21 protein-coding genes are annotated in these 17972 nt (G+C 59.5%); 16 read left to right on the top strand and 5 right to left on the bottom strand.

What is annotated here, in order from left to right; genetic code table 11:
- Positions 1 to 193: 193 nt before the first annotated feature.
- From hemC to RX972_RS27660, 6 genes are all read left to right on the top strand, one after another.
- Complete coding sequence (hemC, locus tag RX972_RS27635; RefSeq protein ID WP_027902933.1) at positions 194 to 1135, top strand: hydroxymethylbilane synthase; 942 nt, start codon at positions 194 to 196, stop codon at positions 1133 to 1135.
- Positions 1132 to 1908, top strand: a complete 777-nt coding sequence (locus tag RX972_RS27640) for a uroporphyrinogen-III synthase (RefSeq protein ID WP_263269495.1) — start codon at positions 1132 to 1134, stop codon at positions 1906 to 1908. The genes hemC and RX972_RS27640 overlap by 4 nt, the downstream gene beginning before the upstream one ends.
- Positions 1909 to 1957: 49 nt before the next feature.
- On the top strand, positions 1958 to 3100 hold the full coding sequence (locus RX972_RS27645) for a uroporphyrinogen-III C-methyltransferase (RefSeq protein ID WP_099270262.1): 1143 nt from the start codon (positions 1958 to 1960) through the stop codon (positions 3098 to 3100).
- Positions 3097 to 4341, top strand: coding sequence for a heme biosynthesis protein HemY (locus RX972_RS27650; RefSeq protein ID WP_099270263.1), 1245 nt, complete (start codon positions 3097 to 3099; stop codon positions 4339 to 4341). The genes RX972_RS27645 and RX972_RS27650 overlap by 4 nt, the downstream gene beginning before the upstream one ends.
- Positions 4342 to 4571: 230 nt before the next feature.
- Positions 4572 to 5102: a disulfide bond formation protein B gene (locus RX972_RS27655; protein WP_316880370.1), complete on the top strand. Its 531-nt coding sequence runs from the start codon at positions 4572 to 4574 to the stop codon at positions 5100 to 5102.
- 181 nt (positions 5103 to 5283) lie between these two features.
- Positions 5284 to 5757 carry an Rsd/AlgQ family anti-sigma factor gene (locus RX972_RS27660; protein WP_027902928.1) on the top strand — a complete coding sequence of 158 codons (474 nt, stop codon included), beginning with the start codon at positions 5284 to 5286 and terminating at the stop codon, positions 5755 to 5757.
- 240 nt (positions 5758 to 5997) lie between these two features.
- On the opposite strand, the gene RX972_RS27665 is transcribed toward RX972_RS27660, so the two are convergent.
- Positions 5998 to 6675, bottom strand: coding sequence for an FKBP-type peptidyl-prolyl cis-trans isomerase (locus RX972_RS27665; RefSeq protein WP_027902927.1), 678 nt, complete (start codon positions 6673 to 6675; stop codon positions 5998 to 6000).
- Between the two features lie 217 nt (positions 6676 to 6892).
- Between RX972_RS27665 and RX972_RS27670 the strand changes: the two genes are divergently transcribed.
- Positions 6893 to 8032: an AlgP family protein gene (locus RX972_RS27670; RefSeq protein ID WP_316880373.1), complete on the top strand. Its 1140-nt coding sequence runs from the start codon at positions 6893 to 6895 to the stop codon at positions 8030 to 8032.
- Here RX972_RS27670 and RX972_RS27675 read toward each other — a convergent pair.
- Entirely contained in the window at positions 8029 to 8493 is a 465-nt protein-coding gene (locus tag RX972_RS27675; protein ID WP_316880375.1) for a TIGR02444 family protein, read from the bottom strand. The two genes, RX972_RS27670 and RX972_RS27675, sit on opposite strands and share 4 nt — an antisense overlap.
- Before the next feature lie 46 nt (positions 8494 to 8539).
- Between RX972_RS27675 and RX972_RS27680 the strand changes: the two genes are divergently transcribed.
- The 3 genes from RX972_RS27680 (at position 8540) to RX972_RS27690 (ending at position 11766) form a co-directional block, all read left to right on the top strand.
- Complete coding sequence (locus tag RX972_RS27680; RefSeq protein ID WP_099270348.1) at positions 8540 to 10450, top strand: ATP-binding cassette domain-containing protein; 1911 nt, start codon at positions 8540 to 8542, stop codon at positions 10448 to 10450.
- 16 nt (positions 10451 to 10466) lie between these two features.
- Positions 10467 to 11054, top strand: coding sequence for a mechanosensitive ion channel family protein (locus RX972_RS27685; protein ID WP_027902923.1), 588 nt, complete (start codon positions 10467 to 10469; stop codon positions 11052 to 11054).
- Between the two features lie 85 nt (positions 11055 to 11139).
- Positions 11140 to 11766: a LysE family transporter gene (locus tag RX972_RS27690; protein ID WP_027902922.1), complete on the top strand. Its 627-nt coding sequence runs from the start codon at positions 11140 to 11142 to the stop codon at positions 11764 to 11766.
- Positions 11767 to 11930: 164 nt separating this feature from the next.
- Here RX972_RS27690 and rnk read toward each other — a convergent pair whose 3' ends face one another.
- The 3 genes from rnk to cyaY all read right to left on the bottom strand — a co-directional run bounded on the left by rnk (position 11931) and on the right by cyaY (position 13045).
- Complete coding sequence (gene rnk / locus RX972_RS27695) at positions 11931 to 12338, bottom strand: nucleoside diphosphate kinase regulator (RefSeq protein WP_027902921.1); 408 nt, start codon at positions 12336 to 12338, stop codon at positions 11931 to 11933.
- Between the two features lie 132 nt (positions 12339 to 12470).
- Positions 12471 to 12710 carry a DUF1289 domain-containing protein gene (locus RX972_RS27700; RefSeq protein WP_027902920.1) on the bottom strand — a complete coding sequence of 80 codons (240 nt, stop codon included), beginning with the start codon at positions 12708 to 12710 and terminating at the stop codon, positions 12471 to 12473.
- Between the two features lie 2 nt (positions 12711 to 12712).
- Positions 12713 to 13045: an iron donor protein CyaY gene (gene cyaY / locus RX972_RS27705; protein WP_099270270.1), complete on the bottom strand. Its 333-nt coding sequence runs from the start codon at positions 13043 to 13045 to the stop codon at positions 12713 to 12715.
- Positions 13046 to 13283: 238 nt separating this feature from the next.
- On the opposite strand from cyaY, the gene lptM reads away from it, so the two are divergent.
- The 6 genes from lptM to RX972_RS27735 are packed head-to-tail and all read left to right on the top strand — an operon-like array spanning position 13284 to position 17856.
- Complete coding sequence (lptM, locus tag RX972_RS27710) at positions 13284 to 13430, top strand: LPS translocon maturation chaperone LptM (RefSeq protein WP_049827215.1); 147 nt, start codon at positions 13284 to 13286, stop codon at positions 13428 to 13430.
- Between the two features lie 9 nt (positions 13431 to 13439).
- Positions 13440 to 14687, top strand: a complete 1248-nt coding sequence (gene lysA, locus RX972_RS27715; RefSeq protein WP_027902918.1) for a diaminopimelate decarboxylase — start codon at positions 13440 to 13442, stop codon at positions 14685 to 14687.
- 3 nt (positions 14688 to 14690) lie between these two features.
- A complete protein-coding gene (dapF, locus tag RX972_RS27720) occupies positions 14691 to 15521 on the top strand; it encodes a diaminopimelate epimerase (RefSeq protein ID WP_316880381.1) in 831 nt (276 codons plus the stop codon).
- Between the two features lie 13 nt (positions 15522 to 15534).
- Positions 15535 to 16269 (top strand): DUF484 family protein, encoded by a 735-nt coding sequence (locus RX972_RS27725; protein WP_122396656.1) that lies wholly within the window; start codon positions 15535 to 15537, stop codon positions 16267 to 16269.
- Positions 16270 to 16271: 2 nt separating this feature from the next.
- Positions 16272 to 17171, top strand: coding sequence for a tyrosine recombinase XerC (gene xerC, locus RX972_RS27730; RefSeq protein ID WP_027902915.1), 900 nt, complete (start codon positions 16272 to 16274; stop codon positions 17169 to 17171).
- Positions 17164 to 17856, top strand: coding sequence for an HAD family hydrolase (locus tag RX972_RS27735; protein WP_316880382.1), 693 nt, complete (start codon positions 17164 to 17166; stop codon positions 17854 to 17856). Before xerC ends, RX972_RS27735 begins: the two co-directional genes overlap by 8 nt.
- Positions 17857 to 17972: the final 116 nt, after the last annotated feature.

The raw sequence follows: 17972 nt of genomic DNA on the forward strand, positions 1-17972 counted from the left end.
CGATAAGGCTGGACGTGATCTAAAGTGAACCGCGTCCAGCCTTATCGCGGGCAAGCACCGCTCCCACAATGTGTTCCAAGTCAAGAACTCACTGCTGGGATGATGCGTTGCACTGGTGCGACGACAGAGCACTGAGCCGTTTTTCCTGAACTGTTATCATCCGTCGCAACTACTACCCTGTACGGATTGATCCATGTCCTCTCGCGAAATCCGCATTGCCACCCGCAAAAGTGCGTTGGCCCTCTGGCAAGCCGAATACGTCAAAGCCCGCCTGGAGCAGGCTCATCCGGGGCTGGTCGTGACATTGGTGCCGATGGTTAGCCGTGGCGATAAGTTGCTTGACTCGCCCCTGTCGAAAATCGGCGGTAAAGGGCTTTTCGTCAAGGAACTGGAAACAGCTCTGTTGGAGGATCGCGCGGACATCGCGGTGCATTCCATGAAAGATGTGCCCATGGACTTCCCGCAAGGCCTTGGCCTGTTTTGCATCTGCGAGCGTGAAGACCCGCGAGATGCGTTTGTCTCCAACCAATTCGCCAGCCTTGAGGCGTTGCCCGCTGGCAGCATTGTCGGCACCTCCAGCTTGCGTCGCCAGGCTCAGTTGCTGGCGCGTCGTCCTGATCTGAAAATTCATTTCCTGCGCGGCAACGTCAATACCCGTCTGGCCAAACTCGATGCGGGCGAGTACGACGCGATCATTCTTGCTGCAGCGGGTTTGATTCGCCTCGGGTTCGAAGACCGGATCACCGCAAGCATCAGTGTCGACGACAGCCTGCCAGCCGGTGGCCAGGGTGCAGTGGGTATCGAATGCCGCAGCGTCGATGCTGAAATTCACGCCCTGCTTGCGCCGTTGCATCACGATGCAACCGCCATCCGGGTGGTTGCCGAGCGCTCGCTGAACAAGCACCTCAACGGTGGATGCCAGGTGCCCATCGCCTGTTACGCCGTGCTTGAAGGTGAGCAGATCTGGTTGCGCGGTCTGGTGGGCGATCCGTCAGGTGCATTGCTGTTGCGTGCCGAAGCGCGTGCGCCACAGGCTGATGCTCAGGCGCTGGGTGTTCAGGTTGCAGACGCACTGCTGGAGCAAGGCGCAGAAGACATCCTGAAGGCTGTTTACGGCGTGGCGGAACGAGAATGAGTGGCTGGCGACTGCTGCTGACCCGTCCGGCAGATGAGTCTGCCGCGCTGGCACAGACTCTGGCTGACGCCGGGGTTTTCAGCAGCAGCTTGCCATTGCTCGATATTGAGCCGCTCCCGTCCAGTCCAGAGCAGCACGCTCTGGTTCAGGATCTGGACCTCTACAGCGCCGTGATTGTGGTCAGCAAACCCGCTGCGCGCCTGGGTTTGCAACTGGTTGCACAGCTCTGGCCGCAGACGCCGATCCTGCCCTGGTTCAGCGTCGGTGCAGGCACTGCGCAAATTCTTCAGGACTACGGCCTGGATGTCAGCTGGCCCGAGAGCGGCGACGACAGTGAGGCGCTGCTGGATCTGCCCAGGTTGCAACAATCCATCGCCATACCCGGCTCGCGCGTGTTAATCATGCGCGGTGAAGGCGGCCGCGAGTTGCTCGCCGAGCGTTTGCGCAGTCTTGGCGCCAGTGTTGATTATCTGCAACTCTACACACGTAACCTGCCCTATTATCCATCGTCGACGCTGGCTCAGCGTATCCAGGCGGAACGCTTGAACGCGGTAGTGGTCAGCAGTGGGCAGGGTTTTGAACACTTGCGTCAGTTGGCGGGCGATGCCTGGCCTGAGCTGGCGCGTTTAACTATATTCGTGCCGAGCCCACGTGTTGCCGACATGGCGCGCGAAGCCGGAGCCCGAACAGTTCTGAATTGCCGCGGCGCCAGCGCTGCGGCTTTGCTGGCAGCGTTACGGGAACACCCCGGGCCTGCCCCTCAGGCGTATTGATCGACGTGCTCTCTTTTACCGATTACGCCCAAATGCAAAGGATGGATACGTGAGCGAAACAGCCTTGCCTAAAGATGATTCCGAATCTGTGCTGACACCACCGACACCCGACCCATTGCGCCCTGAGCGTCCGGCCGGACGCAGCAACGGGCTGGTGGTGCTGGCTTTGTTATTTGGCGTTGCTGGCATCGCCGTCGCCGGTTGGGGGGTATGGCAACTGCGCGCTGTTCAGGCGAGCCATCAACTGCAACGCACTCAAATGCAGGATATCGCCGCGCAAACCCTGACATTGCAAACCAGCGAGAAGCAGCTCTCCGAGCGGCTGGCGCAATTGCCTCCTGCCGATGAGCTGGAAGAGCGTCGGCGTCTGGTTGCACAGTTGCAAGGCGATCAGCAGCGCTTGAGCCAGCGACTGGAAACCGTACTCGGTGCCAGCCGCAAGGACTGGCGTCTTGCCGAGGCCGAGCATTTGCTGCGTCTGGCGAGCTTGCGCCTCTCTGCATTGCAGGACATCAACAGCGCTCAGGCGTTGGTGCAGGGCGCTGACGAGATTCTTCGCGAGCAGGATGATCCAGGTTCCTTTGCCGCCCGTGATCAACTGGCGAAAAGCCTGGCGTCGCTGCGCAGCATCGATCAGCCGGACCGTACCGGTCTGTTCCTGCAGCTTGCAGCGTTGCGTGATCAAGTCGCCCAACTCAATGAGCTGGCCCCGGAATACAAAGACAAGGGCGAGTCGCTGCTCGGATTGACCGATGGCAAAAGCGAAGACAGCCATCTCGTGCAGTGGTGGAATGAGATCTCCCACTACATTCGCATCGATTTCAACGCCGACAAAAACATCCGCCCGTTACTGGCCGGGCAAAGCCTTACCCAGGTTCGTCTCGCGCTGAGCCTTGCGCTTGAGCAGGCGCAGTGGGCAGCCCTTAATGGCCAGCCACAAGTGTTTGAACACGCTCTGGCTGAGGCGAAAGAGGTGTTGCGCACCAACTTCAATCAAGATGACTCCCAGAGCAAGATGCTCTCCGCACGTCTGGACGAGCTTTCCAAACAGCCGGTTTCGGTGATGACTCCTGATCTCGCCCAGAGCCTCAGTGCCGTTCAGGCCTATCTTGAGCGGCGTCATGCCTCGGCCGGTGCGCCGGCAGCCGTGAAAAGCCAACCTGCTGAAGCCCGCGAGGGGACCAGCCCATGAAACGTGCCTATGTGCTGTTGTTCATCGCAATCGCCGTAGCTGCGGCGATTGGTGTGGCGATTGCCGAGCATTCCGGCTACGTCCTGATTGCCTATAAAAACTTCCGCTATGAATCCAGTCTCTGGGCCACGTTAGGCCTGTTGTTCGCCATCTGGCTGGTGCTTGTCGTGGTTCGTTTACTGGTCCGCCTGCTCACGACGTCCGGTTCGGTCGCCAACCCATGGTCGCGGCGCAACCGCAGCCGACGCATTCAGGTGGCGATCGAGCAAGGTCAAATGGATCTGGTAGAAGGCCGCTGGGCCAGCGCACAGCGCCATTTGCATCGTGCCGCCGAGTCAGAGCCGCAGCCCTTGCTGTATTACCTCGGTGCGGCTCGCGCCGCCAACGAGCTAGGCCATTACGATGAGAGCGACAGCTTGCTCGAGCGCGCCCTTGAACGTCAGCCTCAAGCAGAACTGGCGGTTGCTCTGAGCCACGCCCAGTTGCAGCAGGACCGTGGCGACAGCGATGGCGCGTTGGTGACATTGCAGGCCATGAACGAACGCCATCCTCACAACGCGCAAATCCTGCGTCAGCTACAGCGGCTGTATCGCGAGCGCGGTGAATGGTCTGCGTTGATCAAACTCATGCCTGAACTGCGGAAAGACAAGGTTCTGCCACCGCAGGAGCTGGCGGAACTGGAGAAACGCGCCTGGGGTGAAAACCTCACGCTGGCGGCCTACCGCGAGCATGATGAAAACGGTAGCTCCGCGGGTTTGCCCGGTCTCGATAGCGCTTGGAAAGGCTTGACCTCGGCGCAACGTCAGGAGCCGCAACTGGTGCTGGCTTATGCCGAGCAGCTGCGCCGGTTAGGCGCAGACGCACAGGCCGAAGAGGCGCTGCGTGCTGCGCTTAAACGTGAATACAACAGCCACCTCGCTCGTCTGTACGGTCTGGTGCGCGGCAGCGATCCTTCACGGCAGCTTCAAACCGCAGAGGGCTGGTTGAAAAACCATCCTGATGATCCGAGCCTGCTGCTGACCCTGGGCCGGCTCTGCCTGCAAAGCAGTTTGTGGGGCAAGGCCCGGGACTATCTGGAAACCAGCCTGCGATTACAGCGCAATCCGGAAACCTGTGCAGAGCTGGCGCGTCTGCTTGGCCAATTAGGCGAGACCGAGCGCAGCAACCAGCTCTTTCAGGAAGGCTTGGGCTTGCTTGACGAGCGACTGCTGGCACGACCACTCCCCGCCTTGGCAGGCTGATCAAACAGCCAGGATCTCTGGCTGCTTGAGATGTGTTTTGGCCGCCTATGTAGGAAAAGTCTCTTGTGTTTGCTTTTTGTAGGCAATGTCCTTCAAGAGATCGTGATGAAGCGTGCATCTATCGTCTGCAAATGCCCACCTAAACAGGGACGTATCCTTACGCTGGTGCCTTGAAAGGGTTGAGCGCTTTCACTACCGTAACTGCCTTCGTCTCTGGTTACGGATTTGCCATGCAACTGGCTCGCACACGCTCCCTGTTTTTTCTGGTGTTTATTGCCTGTGCAATGATCGTCGGCTCTGTTGTTTATCTGCAGTGTGTTGTCGTCGGGCTCTCACCTTGTGTGCTTTGTCTGTGGCAGCGTGCCGTCTTCGTGGCCAGTGGTCTTGTGGCATTGATCGCTACAATCCATGCGCCAGGCCGGGCAGGATGCGGGGCTTACAGTGCTGTCATCCTGCTGCTCACCTTGTCGGGTGCGGCAATAGCCGGTGGGCAAGTCTGGCTGCAGACAGCAACCGTCGACCAGACTATCGAGGTGATTGCGCAGGTCGAACGGCTCCTGGATATGCTCTCGCTGTACTCGCAGGTCGACAGATTGCGCAGTGATGCCGCGTTTTGTGCGGAAATTTCCTGGTCGTTGTTCGGCATCAGTTTGCCTGAGTGGAGTCTGCTGGCTTTTGTGGGTCTGGCGCTGGTCATGCTGTACGCACTGTTCAACGCTTCGGTCCGCGCTCCGACTGCCGAAAGTCGGGCCGGGGATTAAACACTTGTATGAACTTTATCTCCTGCGTACCTTGATGGGCTGGTCGTGCGGGCATAATCTGGCCCGCAAGCGTTATTGGATATATGCATCATCTGTTGCCCACAAAGCCTGTGTCGTCGACGCCGACGAGATCAAAACCAGGCCTGCGCAGACTGCATGCCCCTGAAGGGAAGTGATCATCATGTTGGAAAGCTGTCAGAACGCGCAGGAACGCTGGGGCGGGGTCAATAAGCTGATTGATCGCTGGCTGCAGGATCGCCTTGAACTGATCCGCGTCTACGATGCTCTCGGTGACACACCCGAAGCCTTGGCGGCGGATCGTGAAGGCCTTCAGAAATTCTGTGAAGTACTTGTCGATTATGTTTCGGCCGGGCACTTCGAAATCTATGAGCAGCTCAACAGTGAAGCCAAGGCTTTCAATGATGAGCGTGGTCTTGAGCTGGCAGATACCATCTACCCGCGTCTGAAAGTCATCACTGAGTCCGCACTGGCCTTCAATGATCGCTGCGACAATGGCGACTGCTCTGATTGCACCGTTGTTGCTGCGGAGTTCAACAAACTGGGCGGCTTGTTGCATGAGCGTTTCGAGCTGGAGGATTGCCTGATCGAGGTGCTCCACAACTCCCACAAGGAAGAAGCGGCAACTCAAGCCTGATAACTTCTGCGTGAATGAAAAAAGGGGTGCCAATTGGCACCCCTTTTTTGTTTCTGTCGGGATTAAAAATGAATCTTACTGTGGGACCGACCGGGGTGGGGCTGCACTTCATTTGGGAGGGCGGGATTCGAGCGATACATCAGTTGCGGATGTACCGGCCCCTTCGCGAATGAATTCGCTCCCACGGATTTGTGTTTGCAGGCCAACTGAGAATCTCCCACAGAGTTCAGTGCTGGATGATTACTGCGACACCCCAACCAGTTCGATTTCAAACACCAGCGGCGTGAATGGATCGATCAAGTCACCGGCACCCTCTGCGCCGTAAGCTTCCGCCGAAGGAATGACCAGGCGCCATTTGGCACCGACGGGCATATTTTGCAGTGCAGTGGTCCAGCCGCTGATTACGCTGTCGAGGCGAAACCACTGTGGCTGGGCGCTTTGGTCGAAGACGGTGCCATCTGGCAGACGACCGACGTAGCGAACCTGAACGCGGCCATCAACGCTTGGCTTGGGGCCTTTGCCTGCGACCAGTTCGGTCATCAATATGCCGTCTGCCAACTCGGTGACACCGGGTTTGGCTTTTTCGCTGGCCATGAATTTCTGTTCGCCTTCCATTGCAGCTTCGCTGAGCGGCTCGACGCTGCCTGACGCTTCGGCTTCGGCCACGGCGGCGTCATGTTCGCGCAGGATCTGCTCGATGCGCTCCTTCTTCAGCGCCAGAGGTTTGCCCTGGTAAGACTGCTGCAAGCCTTCAATCAGGGCAGGCAGATCAAGGTCCGGCACTTCCTGATGCAAACGCTCACCCAGGCTTGCGCCGAGGCTGTAAGCGAGATCGTGTGCCTCGCTGGAAGGTGCGGCGTGCACAGCCTGAGCCACCGGCAACAACAGGAACAACGACGTTAACAGGTAGCGCGACATGAATGCTCTCCGGCCTGGGAAGGCAGCGATTATGCCAGTGCAATGGCCCGTGTGTGGTGAGTGTTTGAAGATGAATTTCGCACTGCATTGGCAGTGACTGCAACAAGCATTTATCCGGGTATGCAACAGGGAGCGTTTCATGCTGTCAAGATGCCCTAGCGGCGCTGCGGGCAGAGGTCTAGTATGGGCCGCAAATCAGTCAGCCTGGAGGTAAGTCATGTCGGCCAAAAACAAGCCAGTAAATACTCCGTTGCATTTGCTACAACAGCTGTCGAGCAGCCTGCTCGAACACCTCGAAGACGCCTGCTCCCAAGCGCTGGCTGATGCGGAAAAACTGCTCGCCAAGCTTGAAAAACAACGTGGTAAAGCGCAGGAAAAACTGCACAAGTCGCGTACCAAATTGCAAGACGCAGCCACCGCTGGTAAAGCCAAGGCACAAGGCAAGGCCAAGTCTGCCGTGGCTGAACTTGAAGAGTTGCTGGACGCGTTGAAAGAGCGCCAGAGCGAAACTCGCGGCTACATCCTGCAGCTCAAGCGCGACGCTCAGGAAAGCCTGAAACTGGCTCAAGGCGTTGGCCGGGTCAAGGAAGCCGTCAGCAAGGCGCTGGACAGCCGTGCCGCTAAACCGGCTCCTGCCAAAGCAGCTCCGGCCAAAGCGGTCGCTGCAAAAGCCAAAGCACCAGCGGCCAAAACCGTTGCTGCAAAAGCTCCCGCTAAAACTGCGGCCAAGGCTCCAGTCAAAGCACCTGCCAAAGTAGCGGCCGCCAAGCCTGCCGCGAAAACGGTTGCCAAGGCTGTTCCTGCCAAAGCAACGCCAGCCAAAGCAGCAGCAAAACCTGCCGCCAAAGCACCGGCTGCCGCAGCAAAACCAGCGAGCAAACCAGCCGTTAAAACCGCAGTCAAAGCCCCAGCGAAAACCACGACAGCAAAGCCAGCGCCAGTTGCTAAAGCCCCGGCCAAAACTGCAGCGGCAAAACCTGCCGCAGCGAAAGCGCCAGCCAAACCTGCCGCTGCTGCCAAGCCAGCCGTCAAAGCACCTGCTGCAAGCGCAGCCAAGCCAGTTGCGAAACCCGCTGCTAAAACTGCTGCCGCCAAGCCTGCTGTGAAAGCGCCGGCCAAGGCTCCTGCCAAACCAGCCGCAGCCAAGCCCGCTGCTAAACCAGCTGTCGCCAAGCCAACTGCGGCGAAACCAGCCGTGAAGCCTGCCGCTAAACCCGCTGCTGCCAAGCCAGTCGCTGCCAAACCTGCAACGCCGACTGCTCCCGCTGCGACTGCAACCCCTGCTCCAGCGCCAGCCACTGCTGCGACGCCTGCGCCTTCGGCATCCAACAGCAGCACCCCGACCAGCGCTTCCTAAGGCCGGTCCATCGCGACGCGCAGCACCTGCAGCGCGTCGTTATTTTGCCCGGCGGCCTCGCCCGCCAGGCAAATCAACCAATCCCCTTGTTCTGCGGTTTCCTGTGCCGACCATTTCAGTGTCTGCGCTTCCAGCCTCCTCAGCAGTTCTCGTTCCGCCTCCAGTTCCAGGGCTTTGACTTGCTCGCGTAGCACGCTCAAGGGCATATCGTGCTGAGCGCTGTTGCGCCATTGCGTGCGCAATTCCCGGAGCGGGCGCACCACGTTGTCATGCCAGGGCGTGGCCAACTGTCCGATTTCCAGCGCGCGTTCGGTTGTGCAAACGACACCGCGTTGACTCAGCCATGCGCCGCACAACAGCAGGCAAACATTGGCGCCGCTGGCCTGCAGGCTCAGACAAGCCTGCTCGACACCCGGCTTGGCATACAAATCGAGGGTGAAACTCCAAAGGTCAGAAGGCATAGTGCGCTACCTGTTTGAGACGAAGCTGGTAGACTCCGCCGCCATTATGATTCGACTTCAAAGCCTTACCTTACAGCGTGGCCCGCAACGTCTGCTAGAAGACGCCGAGCTGACCCTGCACGCCGGTCAAAAAGCCGGCCTGATCGGTGCCAATGGCGCCGGTAAATCCAGCCTCTTCGCTTTGCTTCGGGGTGAACTGACCCCCGATGCCGGTGACTGTCTGCTGCCCGCCGACTGGCGTATCGCACACATGCGCCAAGAGGTCGACACCCTTGAGCGCATCGCCGTGGACTATGTCCTCGATGGCGACCTGCGCTTGCGCGAGGTGCAGCGCCTGCTGGTTGAAGCTGAAGCTGCTCAGGACGGCGCAGCCCAGGCGCGTATGCACTCGGAGTTGGATAGCGCCGACGGCTATACCGCCGATGCGCGGGCCCGCAAGTTGCTGGCCGGGCTGGGCTTTAGCAATGAACAGATGGAAAAACCGGTCGGGGATTTCTCCGGTGGCTGGCGGATGCGCCTGAACCTGGCGCAAGCCTTGATGTGCCCTTCGGATCTGTTGTTGCTCGACGAACCGACTAACCACCTGGATCTCGATGCGATCCTGTGGCTGGAGGACTGGCTGAAGAGCTATCCCGGCACGCTGCTGCTGATCTCCCACGACAGGGATTTTCTGGATGCCGTGGTTGACCATGTCGCCCACGTCGATCAGCGCAAAATAACCCTCTATCGCGGCGGCTACAGCGCTTTCGAGCGCGCCCGTGCGGAACGTATGGCCCAGCAGCAACAGGCCTACGAGAAGCAGCAGGCGCAGCGCGCGCACATGGAAAAGTTCATCACGCGCTTCAAGGCTCAGGCCACCAAAGCCAAGCAGGCGCAGAGCCGGATCAAGGCTCTGGAACGCATGGAAGAACTGTCTGCAGCGCATGTGGATTCACCGTTCGACTTCACCTTCCGTGAGTCCAGCAAGATTTCCAGCCCTTTGCTGGATCTGTCCGATGCGCGTTTGGGTTATGGCGATAGAGCGGTGCTGGAGAAGGTCAAGCTGCAACTGACCCCGGGTGCCCGTATCGGCTTGCTCGGGCCAAACGGCGCGGGTAAGTCGACCCTGATCAAAAACCTTGCGGGTGAACTCGAACCTTTGAGCGGCCACATGGCTCGGGGCGAAAACACGGTGGTGGGCTACTTTGCCCAGCACCAGCTGGACTCGCTGGATGCCAAGGCCAGCCCGATGCTGCACCTGCAGCGTATCGCTCCGACCGAGCGCGAGCAGACGCTGCGTGACTTCCTGGGTGGCTTCGACTTCCGCGGCGGACGTCTTGATGAGCCGGTGCTGAATTTCTCGGGTGGTGAGAAGGCGCGTCTGGCCCTGGCGTTGATCGCGTGGGACCGGCCGAACCTGTTGCTGCTCGATGAACCTACCAACCACCTGGATCTGGAGATGCGACTGGCGTTGACCATGGCCCTTCAGGAATTCAGTGGCGCGGTATTGGTGGTCTCCCACGATCGGCATCTGCTCAAAAGTACGACCGATGATTTCCTGCTGGTCGCTGACGGCCGTGTTCAGGAGTTCGACGGCGACCTGGAAGATTACGCACGCTGGCTGGCTGAGTATCGGCTGCGCAATGCGCCGGTCAGCAATACGCCGATCAACGTCGACAAGACCGATAAAAAGGCCCAGCGCCAGCAAGCGGCTGCGCTGCGTCAGCAGTTGGCTCCGCACAAGAAGTTGGCGGACAAGCTTGAGCGCGACCTTGGCACGTTGCACGAGCGGCTCGCCAAGGTTGAGGCGGAACTGGCCGACAGCGCCAATTACGAAGCGGCCAACAAAGACAAACTGCGTGATTTGCTCGCCGAACAGGCGAAGCTCAAAGTGAGTGAAGGCGAGTTGGAAGAGTCGTGGATGGAGGCTCTGGAGTTGCTGGAGTCCATGCAGGCTGAACTGGAAGCACTTTCGTGAGCACGTCGAGGGACTGATGGAAGCATTTGCATCGCTGGTTCCGCCGCACTGGGTGGAGCCGATCTGGCTGGGATTGCAGATCCTGCTGATTCTGGTCGCCGGTTACATGGCGCAGCGGCTGGTGGGGCGTTTTCTGACCCGTCTCGGCGAGCGCTATCCGTTGCCACCTGAACTACTGCTGCCACTGCGCGGTGGTTTGCGCTGGTTCATCATGGGCAGTGCATTCGTGATTGTGCTGGGCCAGCTCGGGGTTTCTGCCACGGTACTCTGGACCGCCCTCTCAGGCTTCGTGGCGGTCGCTGCGGTGGCGTTTTTCGCCATGTGGAGCGTGTTGTCCAACCTGCTTTGCGCCGTGTTGATCTACACCATCGGGCCGTTTCGAATTGGCGATGTGGTGGAGTTGGTCGACACCCTCGACAAGCCGGGCGTCAAAGGTCGCGTGCTGGAAATCAACCTGATGTTCACCACCCTGATCGAGCCTCCCGAGGCCGGTGGCGCGCTGGTGCAGGTCCCCAACAGCCAGTTTTTCCAGAAGTCGGTGCGTCGCTGGCGCGGTTCTGATGGCTTCCCGACCATTGCGGTCGACAAAACGCCGGAAAATTAATTTTCGCGGCACCCCCTGCTGGATCTAGTCAATTGCCCGAGAAGCCACTAGCTTATCGGGCATTGGTGTTTGTCCGAGGTGTGTAATGTCTTTTGATACATGGCTGGCTTTCTTTGCTGCTTGTTGGGTGATCAGTCTGTCGCCGGGTGCAGGCGCTATCGCGTCGATGTCCAGCGGCTTGCGTTATGGTTTCTGGCGCGGCTACTGGAATGCCTTGGGCCTGCAGATCGCATTGGCGGCACAGATCGCAATTGTCGCTGCAGGCCTCGGCGCGGTGCTCGCTGCCTCGGACATGGCATTCACGCTGATCAAGTGGTTTGGTGTGGCGTATCTGGTGTATCTGGGCATCAAACAATGGCGGGCGCTGCCTGCAGACCTGTCCGAAGATTCGACCATTCGGCCTGTCGGTAAACCCATGGCGTTGGTCGTTCGCGGGTTTCTGGTGAACATCAGTAACCCCAAGGCGCTGGTGTTCATGCTGGCAATCCTGCCGCAGTTCATCGACCCGAACGCACCGCTGCTCGCCCAGTACCTGACCATCGGTGTGACCATGGTCACCGTGGACATGATCGTCATGGCGGGCTATACCGGGCTGGCTTCGAAGGTATTGCGTGCGCTCAAGACCCCAAAACAGCAACGCCGCATGAACCGGACCTTTGCCGGTTTGTTCGTGGGCGCGGCAGGTTTCCTGGCGACGCTGCACAGGGCGTAATCGCACCACTGCTTGACCTGTAGGAGTGAACTTGTTCGCGATCTGGCCGCGAAGCGGCAGCAATGGCCGCGCTTCGATGCAGTTGCTGAAATCAGGTCGCCAGATTTACGACTGCTGCGCAGCCGTTCGCGAACAAGTTCACTCCTACAGGGTCGGGATCTGGCCTACAAATACTCCCCCGCCGCCTCCGGCTGATACTCCACCGCCAGCAATGTCAGCTTGAGGGTCTTGCCGCCCGGGGCGGGCCAGTCGATGTGCTGACCAACCTGCAGGCCCAGCAGCGCTGAGCCGACCGGGGCGAGAATAGAGACCGTGCCATCGGCACCGGCGTCCTTCGGGTAGACGAGCTTCAAGTGGTAATCCTTGCCGCTGACTTCTTCGCGGCAATGCACTTTTGAATTCATGGTCACGACACCAGCGGGCACGTCTTCGTGGCTGACCACTTGTTCGGCGCGGTCCAGCTCGGCTTGCAGGGCTTCGAGGCCGGGAGTGGTTTCCTCAAGGCTCTCGATCAACTGTTCAAGACGCTGCACGTCCAGCCGGGTCAGGATGATGGAAGGTTGTGTCGACATGTTGGCAGGCTCCTTTTTCTGCGCTGCATAAAACAAAACCCCGCCTGAAGTGGCGGGGTTTTGAAGGGCTTCATCGATGAAGCATGTCTGGACACTAACACAGCAGGGGTATTACACAACCCGGCAAGACCGTTATGCGTCGGGAGACTGAGTAGCGTCAGCCACTTCTCGGCGCTGGTCTGCATTGGCGCGAATCTGTCGGCGGCGATTGTCGTCTGCCGAGCGCCACTCACGGATGTCTTCCACATGGCGGAAGCAACCGAGACACACTTTCTGCTCGTCGAGCCGGCACAGGCTGATGCAAGGCGAAGGCACTGCCGGGCTGACGTTACTGTACAGCGGCTTGGGCGGTCGGACGGACGTAGCGGTCACGCTCAAATCTCGTCGAAGTCGAGTTCGACGCCAGCCTGCTCCAGCGTGAAGCGCTTGAGCATTTCGCTCAACAGCTCATCGCTGGTATCGCAGCTCCAGCGCTGCTCTTCTTCGTCGTAGTCGAAGTGAAAACCGCCGGAACGCGCTGCCAGCCACAGCTGACGCAGGGGTTCCTGGCGGCTGAAAATCAGCTGAGTGCCATTTTCGAACTTGACGGTCAGCACACCGGCCGAGTTTTCAATGTCCAGATCCAGACCACTCTCGTCGAAAACATCTTCCAGATTTTGCTGGGTGGCATCGACCAGGTCGTGAAAGCGGGCTTCGGTCAAACTCATCAGGGGAACCTCAAAAAGTGTCTGCTGTTGGCGCAGCGACGCAAGATACGGTCGCTTTGAAGCAAATGCAAAGCTTACCCGCCCAACGAACAACACAGCGCCAATAATTCGCTCTGGCTACCACTGAATCAGTGGCGTAGCGTCAAAGCCCCGCCGGACGGGAACCCGGCTACGTAGGCAAGCCGCTGGGTGGCCGGTATACTCGGGCGCAATTAATGCTTTTACAAAGGATTTCGCCATGAAGCGCCTGATCTCTTCGCTTGCTGCGCTTGTCGCGGTCGCTTGTCTTGTTACTGCCTGCGGCCAAAAAGGCCCGTTGTATCTGCCGGATGACCAGAAATCTTCCGATGACCAGGCCAAGTCGCAATCGCACAAGCATCTTTAAGGGAATTACATGGACGCCTTCAACTACCGCGATGGTGAGCTGTTCGCGGAAGGTGTAGCGTTGTCTGCCATTGCCGAGCGTTTCGGCACGCCGACCTACGTCTACTCCCGCGCTCACATCGAAGCGCAATACAACGCCTATGCTGACGCCCTGAGCGGCATGCCGCACCTGGTCTGCTACGCCGTCAAAGCCAACTCCAACCTGGGCGTGCTCAACGTCCTGGCGCGTCTGGGTTCGGGCTTCGATATCGTGTCCCGTGGCGAGCTGGAACGAGTGCTCGCTGCAGGTGGTAAAGCAGACAGGATCGTGTTCTCCGGCGTCGGCAAGACCCGTGACGACATGCGCCGCGCGCTGGAAGTGGGCGTGCACTGCTTCAACGTCGAGTCCACCGACGAGCTTGAGCGTCTGCAGATTGTCGCGGCCGAAATGGGCGTTCGTGCCCCAATCTCGCTGCGCGTCAATCCGGACGTCGATGCTGGCACGCATCCGTACATCTCCACCGGCCTCAAGGAAAACAAATTCGGCATCGCCATCGCTGATGCTGAAGACGTCTACATCCGCGCTGCTCAATTGCCTAACCTGGAAGTCATTGGCGTCGATTGTCACATCGGCTCGCAACTGACCACGCTTGAGCCGTTCATTGACGCGCTTGATCGCCTGCTCGCGCTGGTGGATCGTCTTGGCGATTGCGGCATCCTGCTGAGCCACATCGATCTGGGTGGCGGTCTTGGCGTGCGTTATCGCGATGAGGAGCCACCGCTGGCTTCGGATTACATCAAGGCCGTGCGTGAGCGGATGGAAGGTCGTGACCTGTCACTGGTTTTCGAACCCGGCCGCTTCATCGTTGCCAACGCGGGCGTGCTGCTGACTCAGGTCGAGTACCTCAAGCATACCGAGCACAAGGATTTCGCCATCGTCGATGCGGCGATGAACGACCTGATTCGCCCGGCGCTGTATCAGGCCTGGATGGACGTCACTGCCGTTCGCCCACGTGACAGCGCGCCTCGCGCCTACGACATCGTCGGGCCGATCTGCGAAACCGGCGACTTCCTCGCCAAGGGCCGCGAACTGGCCCTGGCTGAAGGTGATCTGCTGGCCGTGCATTCGGCCGGTGCCTACGGTTTTGTCATGAGCTCGAACTACAACACCCGCGGTCGCACCGCTGAAGTGTTGGTCGACGGCTCGCAGGCTTTCGAAGTACGCCGCCGCGAGACCGTGGCCGAGCTGTTTGCTGGCGAAAGCCTGCTGCCGGAGTAACCCATGCTGCTGCGTTTTACCAAGATGCATGGCCTGGGCAACGACTTCATGGTTTTGGACCTGGTCAGCCAGCACGCGCATATTTTGCCCAAGCACGCCAAACAATGGGGTGACCGGCACACTGGCGTCGGTTTCGATCAGCTGTTGCTGGTTGAGACTCCGACCAATCCGGATGTCGATTTCCGCTACCGGATTTTCAACTCCGATGGTTCCGAGGTTGAGCAGTGCGGCAACGGTGCCCGCTGCTTTGCCCGCTTCGTGCTGGACAAGCGTTTGACCGCCAAGCGCCTGATCAAGGTCGAAACCAAAAGCGGAATTATTGAGCTGGAAATCCGCAATGACGGGCAGATCAGCGTCGATATGGGGCCGCCACGGCTGGTCCCGGCGGACATCCCGTTCCAGGCCACCGAGCAGGCGCTGAGCTACAGCGTCGATGTCGACGGCCAGGCGGTCGAGCTGGCCGCCGTCTCCATGGGCAATCCCCATGCGGTATTGCGCGTGAACGACATCAACAACGCGCCGGTGCATGCATTGGGTCCGAAAATTGAACACCATCCGCGCTTTCCGGCGCGGGTCAACGTAGGCTTTCTCTACGTCGTCGATCGTCAGCGTGCGCAATTGCGTGTCTGGGAGCGCGGAGCCGGGGAAACCCAGGCCTGTGGTACTGGTGCGTGTGCGGCAGCCGTTGCGGCGATCAGCCAGGGCTGGATGGATTCGCCACTGCTGATCGATCTGCCGGGTGGACGTCTGTCAATCGAGTGGGCTGGCCCGGGCCATCCGGTTCTGATGACGGGTCCCGCTGTACGGGTCTACGAAGGCCAGGTTCGTCTATGAGTGAGCAAAAGCGATGACTGACAAGCCTAAGACTTCAACCGACAAGTCTGGCGAATCGCCGGTCGATACGGCAGCGCCAAACCTTGAAGCAGAGGCGATCATCGCTTACCTGCTCGATCACCCGGATTTCTTTGCCGAGCACGACGAGTTATTGGTTTCGATGCGTATCCCGCATCAGCGCGGCGACACCGTTTCCCTGGTAGAGCGTCAACTCAAGCTGCTGCGCGAGCGCAACATCGAGATGCGCCATCGTCTGTCTCAACTGATGGACGTCGCTCGGGACAACGACCGGCTGTTCGAAAAGACCCGCCGCCTCAACCTGGCATTGATGGACGCCAGCAGTCTCGAAGAAATCGTGATCGCCGTTGAAGACAGCCTGCGGCAGGACTTTCAGGTGCCTTTTGTCAGCCTGATTCTGTTCAGTGACAGCGCGATGCCGGTTGGCCGTTGGGTTAGCAGTGTCGATGCGCAAAAAGCTATCGGTGGTTTGATCGGCGACAAGACCGTGTGTGGCGCCTTGCGTGAGCACGAGCTGACCTTCCTGTTCGGTGCCGAGCAAGGCAAGGAAGTCGGCTCCACCGCCGTCGCAACCCTCAGCCATCTCGGCCTGCATGGCGTGCTGGCCATTGGCAGTCGCGATCCGCAGCATTACAAAAGCTCGGTGGGGACCCTGTTTCTCAACTACATCGCCGATGTACTGAGCCGTCTGCTGCCGCGCTTCACCCACTCCCTACGCTCGGTTCGCTAGTGATGGAACGACAGCTGGACGCTTACTGCACACATTTGCGCAGTGAGCGCCAAGTGTCGCCACACACACTTGAAGCCTATCGCCGTGACCTCAACAAGGTGCTGGCGTACTGCGAGAAGCAACAGCTGAACAGTTGGGCTGCACTGGATATTCAACATCTGCGCAGTCTGATCGCCCGCCAGCATCAGCAGGGTCAATCCTCGCGCAGCCTGTCCCGCCTGCTCTCCGCAGTACGTGGGCTTTATCACTACCTCAATCGCGAAGGCATCTGCGAGCACGACCCGGCCAATGGCCTGTCGCCCCCCAAAGGCGAACGACGCCTGCCGAAAACCCTTGATACCGACCGTGCCCTGCAATTGCTGGACGGTGGTGTCGAAGACGACTTCCTCGCCCATCGCGATCAGGCGATTCTGGAGTTGTTCTATTCGTCGGGCTTGCGTCTGTCCGAGCTGACCGGTTTGAACATGGAGCAACTGGACCTGAGCGAAGGCCTGGTGCAAGTGCTCGGCAAAGGCAGCAAGACCCGCGTTCTGCCGGTGGGCAGGAAGGCCCGTGAAGCGCTGCAGGCGTGGATCGCATTGCGGGCGCTGGCCAATCCTGAGGATGACGCCGTGTTCATCAGCCAGCAGGGTCGACGCCTTGGGCCGCGCGCCATTCAGAAGCGGGTCAAGGCCGTTGGTGAGCGCGAGTTAGGGCAAAACCTGCACCCGCACATGCTGCGTCACTCGTTTGCGAGCCATCTGCTTGAGTCGTCCCAGGATTTACGCGCAGTGCAGGAGTTGCTCGGTCACGCTGATATCAAGACCACGCAGATCTACACCCATCTGGATTTCCAGCATTTGGCGTCGGTCTACGACAGCGCCCATCCGCGGGCCAAACGCAAAGGTTCTGACCATGATTAAGCTGATCACCTTCGACCTCGATGACACGTTATGGCACACCGCACCGGCTATCGTCGGCGCCGAAGCCACCCTGCGTGACTGGCTGGCCGCCAACGCGCCAAAGCTTGGTCCGGTACCTGTCGAGCATTTGGGGGAGATTCGTACGCGGCTGGTGGAAGCCGATCCGACCTTCAAGCACCGCATCAGCGCTTTGCGGCGGCGCGTGCTGTTCCATGCGCTGGAAGACGCCGGTTATGCCTCGGCTGAAGCTCAAGCGCTGGCTGATCAGGCTTTTGAGGTGTTTCTGCATGGTCGCCATCAGGTCGAGATATTCCCGGAGGTCCATCCGACCCTGGAGATTCTGGCCGCGACCTACACGTTGGGTGTGATCACCAACGGCAATGCCGATGTGCGTCGTCTGGGACTGGCCGATTATTTCGCCTTCGCGCTGTGTGCCGAAGACCTGGGCATTGGCAAGCCTGACCCTGCTCCCTTCGTGGAGGCCCTCAAGCGGGCCAATGTCGATGCAGGCGCTGCGGTGCACATCGGCGATCACCCCGGCGATGACATCGCAGGCGCCCAGCAGGCCGGTATGCGAGCGATCTGGTACAACCCGGCGGGTAAGCCTTGGGAAGCAGACAAGCAGCCTGACGCCGAGATCAGCAGCCTGACGCAGTTGCCGGGGGTGTTGAAAGCCTGGTCTTAGATGATTTGGAGGCTGGTTATGACTGTGGGAGTGGTCCCGGTATCCCTGACACCGCGCTGTCGCTAAGCAAACGGATGACCCTGTAGGAGCCAACTTGTTGGCGAGACGTCGGACCC

This window comes from Pseudomonas syringae group sp. J309-1 (assembly GCF_032582135.1).
Classification (GTDB): Bacteria; Pseudomonadota; Gammaproteobacteria; order Pseudomonadales; family Pseudomonadaceae; genus Aquipseudomonas; species Aquipseudomonas quasicaspiana.